Source organism: Bacillus sp. ME78 (genome assembly GCF_903970865.1).
GTDB lineage: Bacteria > Bacillota > Bacilli > Bacillales > Bacillaceae_G > Bacillus_A > Bacillus_A cereus.
This window is the reverse complement of sequence record NZ_CAJCKK010000005.1, coordinates 236388-243903: the sequence shown is the minus strand read 5'-3', so window position 1 is coordinate 243903 and position 7516 is coordinate 236388. Positions and strand designations below refer to the sequence as shown.

Here is a 7516-nt window from a genome sequence, read left to right as displayed (position 1 = left end):
TCTTTACTACATGGTGCCCAGATTGCGTACGTATGGACAACTTTATCGGAGATGTAATGGAAGAGTTCAATAAATTTGAATGGTATTCTATTAATAAAGATGAGTTTCCAAGTATCGCTGAAGAATATCAAGTAATGGGTATTCCAAGTTTACTTGTATACCAAAATGGTGAGAAGTTAGGCCACTTACATAGTGCTAACGCAAAAACTGAAGAGCAAGTTACTGAGTTTTTAGAAGCATACTAAAATAAAAGCCCTCTGGAAAATATTTTTCAGAGGGCTTTCATCTATTTTCATACTTATCTTTTGACGTTTTTCATCGTTTAATGAATTACACCTTGTCATTATAAGAATAATACATAGTAAGAAAAGTATTCGTTTCTTCATCCATCTACCCTCCTATCTCTTTAGTAAATAAACTCCAATTCGGTTTACACCCTGACTTTGTACTTTTCAACATATTTTTCCTTCACGAAACTTTGTTATCCCCTTCTTAAAAAGCTATAAAACGTCAACAATGTTTGTATAGACCCACACGACTTTCGTTTGATACTCTATTTATAGAAAGAATTCCTTTAAAGAAAGGTGAGTGATTACAATGGATACTCTTTCTCATAAAGAAGCTGATAAAGGTGCTATTGTCAGCATTATGGCCTACATATTTTTATCCTCTATGAAAATCATCATCAGTTATATTACCCTCTCTAGTGCATTACGTGCTGACGGTTTAAATAACTTAACGGATATCGGTGCTTCTTTAGCAATATTAATTGGTCTAAAAATATCTCGTAAACCTCGTGACCCAGATCATCCGTATGGGCATTCGCGGGCCGAACAAATCGCATCACTTGTTGCGTCCTTCATTATGGCAACAGTCGGATTAGAAGTTGTTATTAGTGCCATTCAATCTTTCTTAAATCCGAAACAAGCAGCACCTAATGTACTCGCTGCATGGGTTGCTCTATTTTCTGCTGTCGTTATGTACTGCGTGTATTTGTATACGAAAAAAATTGCAGCACGAACAAAAAGTAAATCATTAGAAGCCGCTGCAAAGGATAATTTATCAGATGCACTCGTAAGTATTGGTACTGTAGTAGGTATTGTCGGTTCTCAGTTCCAAATGCCTATTTTAGACCCTATTGCCGCTTTAATTGTTGGTCTTATTATTTGTAAAACTGCATGGGAGATTTTCGTAGAATCTTCTCATATGCTAACAGATGGAATTGATCCTGATAAAATGGAGGAATACGCTGATGCTATTGAACATATTGGCGGTGTGGAAAACATTGTAGATATTCGAGCACGTATGTACGGGAATCAAACGTACGTTGATATTACAATTGAGGTAGATGCTCGTATGGATGTTGGAGAAAGTCACTGTATTACTGACAATATCGAGGCTATGCTTCGCAAAAAGTTCGGAATTTACCATGCACACATTCATGTTGAGCCAATGAAAAAAGAACCTATTATGACATAGGTTCTTTTTTTATGAACGTTTTATGAAATATAACACATAAAACGAGCCAGCTACCGCCAGCTGCCCATCCTGCTAATACGTCAGATGGATAGTGCACGCCAAGATATATTCGGCTAACTGAAATAGATAATACAACAAAGCTTGCTATAAGAATAATTAATAATTTTTTATGCAATGAAATACGATCTTCAGTAATTGTGACGTATGCAATAAATCCTAAAAAAGCAGTAGCATTCATCGTATGACCGCTCGGAAAACTATATCCAGTTGCAGTAACAAGCTGCGTGACATCAGGTCTTGCTCGTTCGTACCATAGTTTAAGCATACTGTTTAAATAACGAGATCCGTAGTAATTAATTGTTAGAAGTAACGCACTAAGCAACTTTTTTCTAACGAGAAAATACATTACAAGAATAATGAGTAATGGAAAATATATTCTTTTGGAACCGATAAAAGACACCCAAGTAAAATAGGTCGTCAAATAATCGTTTCGAAAGCTTTGAATAAAATGTGCGACTATATTGTCAAAATTCTCAATACAAGCGGTATGATACGAAAGTGATAATACGACAAAACAAATGAGTAACGTAAAACTTAGCAAATATAAATGTCGATATCGTTTCACATACATAACCTCACTATGCAAAAAAATGGAGCGGTTGTTTTAGTTTTCCTCTCCATTTCTTTTTTATGCATAGTTTATTAAAAAATATAATTATTAATTTTTTGCTTCATTTCAGGGATATCTTCTCTTGTTACGGTAAAACGAATCACCTTCTCATCAAGATCAAGCGCCTCAGCGAATAATCCAGCTAAACCACGGGATTTTCTATCTACTTCCATAATAATTTCTAGTCGGTCGTATGCACGTGGCAAGATTAATAATTCTAATTCATCTAATTTCCCATAATGCTCTCCAGAAACCGGAATAAACTCAAATTCTTGTGCGAATGGAACTTGCTTACGTAATCGATGCGGTAATTCTTCACATTCTATATGACGTGCTTTAAACCCTAATTCATTTACACTATTTAAAACACTACTTAATAATGCATTGGGTAACACTTGAACGTAGTCGCGGTCACTTGGGTCTATACTACGTTTAATATCAAGACCTGTATGAATCCAAACCGTTTTCATACCAAGTGTAAGTGGTGCTTCAATTGGCATTGGAAAAGAAAATGGAATTTCAACTTTTTCATTCGGTTCTACAGAAAAAGGTTCTGTTAAGCGTACTCGCTCTAAATCATATGTTGCTGTTACTTTTTTATCATCCACTTCTCGTACATACGACGTCGATAATGTTAAGTAAATGCTTTCAATTTGTTGGCTAACTGAACCTCCAGTTATATGAACCTTTCCAACTATTTCTTCCCCAACAATATACTCATCTTTTTCAAGAACAGTATCTACCTTTGCACTTCCAATACCAACGCTTGCTAAAAACTTTTGAAACATGGAGTCTCCATCCTCTCTAAAGCAGAAGCTACATCTTGTTTTAAATCTTGTACATTCTCATAGTACGGCGTTTTTATTTGTAACATTCGCATAAGCATTTCGCGATTATAATTTTCCAAAGTTAATTCTTCGTACCATGGTTTTTCCTTTTTTTCATTAGATTCATATCCTGCATATAATAAAAATAATGAGAAATGACCGAGCGCATAAAAGTCACTACGAAAGTGAACTTCTCGCATCAAAGCTTGTTCACCTTCGTAAGTTGTAGCTCGCTCATCATCCTCACCTTTCCATTTAGCCAATCCAAAATCAATAATACTAATTTGATTTTCTTTCATTAGTATGTTTGGAATGCGTAAATCTCGATGAATAATGCCTTCACTATGAAACACCGATACAATTTCTAATATTTTATATAAAATCTCAAAAACTTCACGTTCTGTATATACATACCCATCTATGAAAATATAATCTTCAAAATTTTTACCAGGCATGTACTCCATTACAAAGAAGCTCTTTTTCTCCCATATGAAATGATCATATAGACTAGGAATTGCATGATGATTCAATGTTTGTAAAATCATTTTCTCTTGTTCAAATGATTTTCTACCAGACTCATATCTTTGTTTACTTTGTCTTAATTGTTTTAAGACTTTATATCTATTTATTTGTAAATCATTAACGACATATGTAACCCCATAACTGCCCATTCCAATTACTGATTCAATTTTATAACGTTCTGCAACAATTGTATTTTTTCGCAGTGGTCTATCAAATAAAGCTAGTACACGATGCCATTTCATCAGCTACTTGAAAAGAAGCTACGGCTTTTACGTTTTCTTTTATAATGTTGATGTCCATAACCAGATGAACGTCGTTTATAATCGCTACTTGAATACGAGCGCCCTCTACGACGATAATCACTACTTGAATACGAACGATATTTTTTCTTTCCTAATAAAGAATCAATAATTTTTTTGAACATTCCTTCACCTCTTGAGTAAAATTTCCTTTTCATTATACCAATAATTATTGACTATATTTGTGACAGGTTTGTAAAGAGTAAAAAACGACGAGTTATGCCCGTCGTTACTTTCATTCATCCTCTTCATCAAAAACTTCATCAATCATACATTTCTCTAATAAATACTCAAATGTAATATCTGCGAGATCTTCAATTTCTTCTCGTTTTGGGACGTACCCTCTTTCAATTAGTTGCTCATAAAAAAACTCCGCAATCTCTTCCGTATCAATCACGACTTCAATTTCCTTCATGAGCATCACTCCTTTATTTCTGTTTTATGAAAAAATCTCAAAATTATGTATATGAGATTAGAAAAATAGATTTTATTTTTTTATAGGTCATAAGCTTTGGACGAGATGCATACGATTGTAGTACAAGCTATTCAAAGGGGGAAACAATAATGGAAAATCAATATGAAGTAGGACAAACAAAAGAAGAGTTCATGCATGAAGATCAATGGGCAGACTCTCTTATAAAGTGGCTTTTTATTTTTTTAATAGTTGTAGGCATACCTTATACTGCATATGTTGTTGTTCAATTTATTCTCTCTTTCTAGTTAACTATTTTTTCTCTGTCAATTTAACTAAATAATTATGAACAACATCCATTACAATTTTATATTCTTCATCTTTAAATGTATCGAACAATAATTGATAATCGTTATAAATATCAAGTAACCCATCAATGATTTCTTGACGATTCGTCTTAACACTCACTTTTTTCGAGTTGTTAATTGACTTTAACTTACCTAAATCTAATTTATTCATACCTGCTTTATCTTGTTTCAGTTTCTTCAAAATTGCATTTGCCGTTTGAGCATTCGCAAGTAACGTTAAATCTGACTCATCCGCTTCTAACCATTCACCATCCGTAATCCGTGACAATTCATAAATTGTATCTTCCCATGCGTCATTCTTATATCTCCATACTTCTGTACGAAAACCAACAATACGGAAAACATCTTTATCATATCCAGTTACTTGCACAAGATCACCAAACGTGAAATTATAATTTAATTCAATCCACTCCGTATCGCCCTTTTTCATATCTTGCTCTGTAACGTGCTGCAATGTTTGCTCTACGTAAAATCCATCGTGATTATTGACTTCGTATACATAAACTCCATCTAAAACCTTCATATTTGTGATTTTCCCAACGGTTCCATATAGCGTAATCACGACTATGTCCCCTACGTTGTATTTAGGTTGTTTTTTTCTTGCCATCTCTATCTCTCCTTTTTTTGACGTCGTGATTTTGATATCAGTATATGCAACCTACATAAAAACGCTTATCACAGAAGCTTATATTCATAAATTTTTTCAATAAAAATTATAATCTTATAAAATTTACGTTACACTCAAAAGAAAGCTAGTAACTAGACTAGCTTTAAATCAACAAATTTCATAATAAAAAACATACAGAATACTTCACTTTAAACAAAGTAATGTATTCTGTATGTTTTCAAATAGTTTTTATCTATCTTGTATGTATAAATCCCAGGCTTCATCAAATATAGACATACTTTCTAGCATTCCGCTCAACTCTAAGTATGAACTAATTTCATCATAGTCTTCAGATTGCTTCGGAAAACTTAAATCATCATACATCGCCTCTGCTAAATCTGAAATTTCATTTCTAAATAAAGCTGCACGATGCTTCATCATATAATGGTAAAATGTCTTTTTCAAAAATATTCCCTACCTTTCTAACTTGGGTACATTATACAAGGCAAAAAAGAAAAAAACCAGCATAAAAGCTGGTTAAAAGTCGAAATAATTTCTTTTTAATAGACGCGGTCTTCCCATTAATTCTTCATACGTTAGTTGTTTTGGTAAATCTTTCGTGTAAATTAAAAATAATTGATCTTCAATTTCTTTTACTGTATGGTCTGATTGATAGTCCATCCCGCACGAGGAACAAGAAATACATGGTGTCTTTTGGATTTCAATGGCTTTCGTACCATCTGGTAATTCCCAATATACAGTATTCAAGCTTTCTTTCGCTTCTGTACTGTCACACCACATACAATTCATACTGCATCACCCTCAGTTTTTTTGTCGTTTTCTTCTAATTTAGCCATTTGTGCTTGATATTTTTTATCTTTTAATTGATCACGTTTATCACGTTTATCTTTTAAAGATGCATGAGTATCATTATCTTCATAGTCTTTACGACGGTTCATACGCTGTAAGTCGTCTGGAACGAGGTTAAATTTCTTATCGCTCATAAGACCTGCGATACCAACATCTGAACGTTTTTCTTCGTAGTTCGGATAAATCTCTTTAAAGTATCCTTCCGCTCTTCCTGGAATATAGCTCTCTGGCTCTGGATACGTCGTAATAACACCTTCAAAGTTACGAAGTACAACTTTATCTGCACTTTGTGAGATTAAATAGTTTGGTTGAAGTGCAATTTTACCGCCTCCACCTGGCGCATCAACAACGAATGTCGGAACAGCATAACCAGATGTGTGTCCACGTAAACCTTCAATAATTTCAAGACCTTTAGATACTGGTGCACGGAAGTGACCGATACCTTCAGATAAATCACATTGATAAATGTAATATGGACGTACACGGATTTTTACTAAGTCATGCATAAGTTTTTTCATAATTGGAACGCTGTCGTTAATACCAGCTAAAATTACTGCTTGGTTTCCGACTGGAACACCAGCATTCGCTAACATTTCACATGCCTTTTTCGATTCTTCAGTAATTTCAATAGATGTATTGAAATGTGTATTTAACCATACTGGATGGTATTTTTTAATAATGTTACATAAATTTTCTGTAATACGTTGTGGGAATACTACTGGTGCTCTCGTTCCGATACGAATAATCTCAACATGCGGAATCTCTCGTAAATTTTTTAATACATATTCTAAAATTTTATCGTTAATTAGAAGTCCATCACCACCGGAGATTAATACATCTCGTACTTGTGGTGTTTCACTAATATAAGCAATCGCATCATCTAATTGTTTCTTCGGTACACCCATTCCAATTTGTCCACTAAAACGACGGCGTGTACAGTAACGACAATACATAGAACATTGATTTGTTACTAAGAATAGTACACGGTCCGGATAACGATGTGTTAGCCCTGGAACTGGTGAATCTTCATCTTCGTGAAGCGGATCTTCTAAATCATATTTTGTTTTATATAACTCTTCCGAAATCGGTACTGATTGCATCCGAATCGGACAGCGTGGATCATCAGGATTCATTAGCCAAGCATAGTACGGTGTAATGTTTAACGGGATCGTTTTCGTTGAAATTTTAACGCCCTCTTCTTCTTCAGGTGTTAAATTAATTACTTTTCTTAAGTCATCTAACGTTTTGATCGTATTCGTTAATTGCCAAACCCAATCATTCCATTGCTCTTCAGTAACATCTTTCCATAATTCGATATCCTTCCAGTGACGATTTGGTTTGTATACATCATGTAACATTGCTATTCCCCCTTTTTATACGCTCATCCTTTATATAAGCAATAGTTATGCCAACTTTACATTGTTGATAAGTAAATGTGCGGAGAATCCTATTACATAAGCGA

Annotated in this window: 12 protein-coding genes; 3 read left to right on the top strand and 9 right to left on the bottom strand. The window is 34.1% G+C overall.

The features are described 5' to 3' along the window. Both H6481_RS09560 and H6481_RS09555 read left to right on the top strand, forming a co-directional pair. On the top strand, positions 1 to 245 hold a 245-nt coding region (locus H6481_RS09560; protein WP_182811543.1), incomplete at its 5' end, for a thioredoxin family protein. A gap of 352 nt (positions 246 to 597) precedes the next feature. After that, positions 598 to 1479, top strand: a complete 882-nt coding sequence (locus tag H6481_RS09555; RefSeq protein ID WP_000380385.1) for a cation diffusion facilitator family transporter — start codon at positions 598 to 600, stop codon at positions 1477 to 1479. Here H6481_RS09555 and H6481_RS09550 read toward each other — a convergent pair. The 5 genes from H6481_RS09550 to H6481_RS09530 form a co-directional block, all read right to left on the bottom strand. Further along, entirely contained in the window at positions 1469 to 2104 is a 636-nt protein-coding gene (locus H6481_RS09550) for a phosphatase PAP2 family protein (protein ID WP_000833369.1), read from the bottom strand. The two genes, H6481_RS09555 and H6481_RS09550, sit on opposite strands and share 11 nt — an antisense overlap. 77 nt (positions 2105 to 2181) lie before the next feature. Next, entirely contained in the window at positions 2182 to 2937 is a 756-nt protein-coding gene (locus tag H6481_RS09545) for a sporulation protein (protein ID WP_000486630.1), read from the bottom strand. Beyond that, complete coding sequence (locus H6481_RS09540; RefSeq protein WP_182811541.1) at positions 2919 to 3740, bottom strand: protein kinase; 822 nt, start codon at positions 3738 to 3740, stop codon at positions 2919 to 2921. Before H6481_RS09540 ends, H6481_RS09545 begins: the two co-directional genes overlap by 19 nt. Further along, positions 3740 to 3922, bottom strand: coding sequence for a hypothetical protein (locus H6481_RS09535; RefSeq protein WP_000473371.1), 183 nt, complete (start codon positions 3920 to 3922; stop codon positions 3740 to 3742). The genes H6481_RS09540 and H6481_RS09535 overlap by 1 nt, the downstream gene beginning before the upstream one ends. A gap of 110 nt (positions 3923 to 4032) precedes the next feature. Beyond that, complete coding sequence (locus H6481_RS09530) at positions 4033 to 4212, bottom strand: YozD family protein (protein ID WP_000658451.1); 180 nt, start codon at positions 4210 to 4212, stop codon at positions 4033 to 4035. Between the two features lie 149 nt (positions 4213 to 4361). Between H6481_RS09530 and H6481_RS09525 the strand changes: the two genes are divergently transcribed. After that, the gene (locus H6481_RS09525) at positions 4362 to 4517 is read left to right on the top strand and encodes a DUF3930 family protein (protein WP_000431486.1); all 156 of its coding nucleotides are present in this window, start codon (positions 4362 to 4364) and stop codon (positions 4515 to 4517) included. 4 nt (positions 4518 to 4521) lie between these two features. Here H6481_RS09525 and H6481_RS09520 read toward each other — a convergent pair whose 3' ends face one another. The 4 genes from H6481_RS09520 to ablA all read right to left on the bottom strand — a co-directional run bounded on the left by H6481_RS09520 (position 4522) and on the right by ablA (position 7412). Beyond that, positions 4522 to 5184 (bottom strand): hypothetical protein, encoded by a 663-nt coding sequence (locus H6481_RS09520; protein WP_000101498.1) that lies wholly within the window; start codon positions 5182 to 5184, stop codon positions 4522 to 4524. A 249-nt stretch (positions 5185 to 5433) separates the two neighbouring features. Further along, on the bottom strand, positions 5434 to 5649 hold the full coding sequence (locus H6481_RS09515; RefSeq protein WP_000750717.1) for a YozE family protein: 216 nt from the start codon (positions 5647 to 5649) through the stop codon (positions 5434 to 5436). A 72-nt stretch (positions 5650 to 5721) separates the two neighbouring features. Beyond that, positions 5722 to 5994 carry a YokU family protein gene (locus H6481_RS09510; RefSeq protein ID WP_000995766.1) on the bottom strand — a complete coding sequence of 91 codons (273 nt, stop codon included), beginning with the start codon at positions 5992 to 5994 and terminating at the stop codon, positions 5722 to 5724. Next, on the bottom strand, positions 5991 to 7412 hold the full coding sequence (ablA, locus tag H6481_RS09505; protein WP_000902145.1) for a lysine 2,3-aminomutase: 1422 nt from the start codon (positions 7410 to 7412) through the stop codon (positions 5991 to 5993). Before ablA ends, H6481_RS09510 begins: the two co-directional genes overlap by 4 nt. Positions 7413 to 7516: the final 104 nt, after the last annotated feature.

Excerpts from the sequence above, each read along its gene's own strand:
- H6481_RS09555 (WP_000380385.1), top strand. The coding sequence starts at position 598 with ATGGATACTCTTTCTCATAAAGAAGCTGATAAAGGTGCTATTGTCAGC.
- H6481_RS09545 (WP_000486630.1), bottom strand. The coding sequence starts at position 2,937 with ATGTTTCAAAAGTTTTTAGCAAGCGTTGGTATTGGAAGTGCAAAGGTA.
- H6481_RS09540 (WP_182811541.1), bottom strand. The coding sequence starts at position 3,740 with ATGAAATGGCATCGTGTACTAGCTTTATTTGATAGACCACTGCGAAAA.
- H6481_RS09535 (WP_000473371.1), bottom strand. The coding sequence starts at position 3,922 with ATGTTCAAAAAAATTATTGATTCTTTATTAGGAAAGAAAAAATATCGT.
- H6481_RS09530 (WP_000658451.1), bottom strand. The coding sequence starts at position 4,212 with ATGAAGGAAATTGAAGTCGTGATTGATACGGAAGAGATTGCGGAGTTT.
- H6481_RS09525 (WP_000431486.1), top strand. The coding sequence starts at position 4,362 with ATGGAAAATCAATATGAAGTAGGACAAACAAAAGAAGAGTTCATGCAT.
- H6481_RS09520 (WP_000101498.1), bottom strand. The coding sequence starts at position 5,184 with ATGGCAAGAAAAAAACAACCTAAATACAACGTAGGGGACATAGTCGTG.
- H6481_RS09510 (WP_000995766.1), bottom strand. The coding sequence starts at position 5,994 with ATGAATTGTATGTGGTGTGACAGTACAGAAGCGAAAGAAAGCTTGAAT.
- ablA (WP_000902145.1), bottom strand. The coding sequence starts at position 7,412 with ATGTTACATGATGTATACAAACCAAATCGTCACTGGAAGGATATCGAA.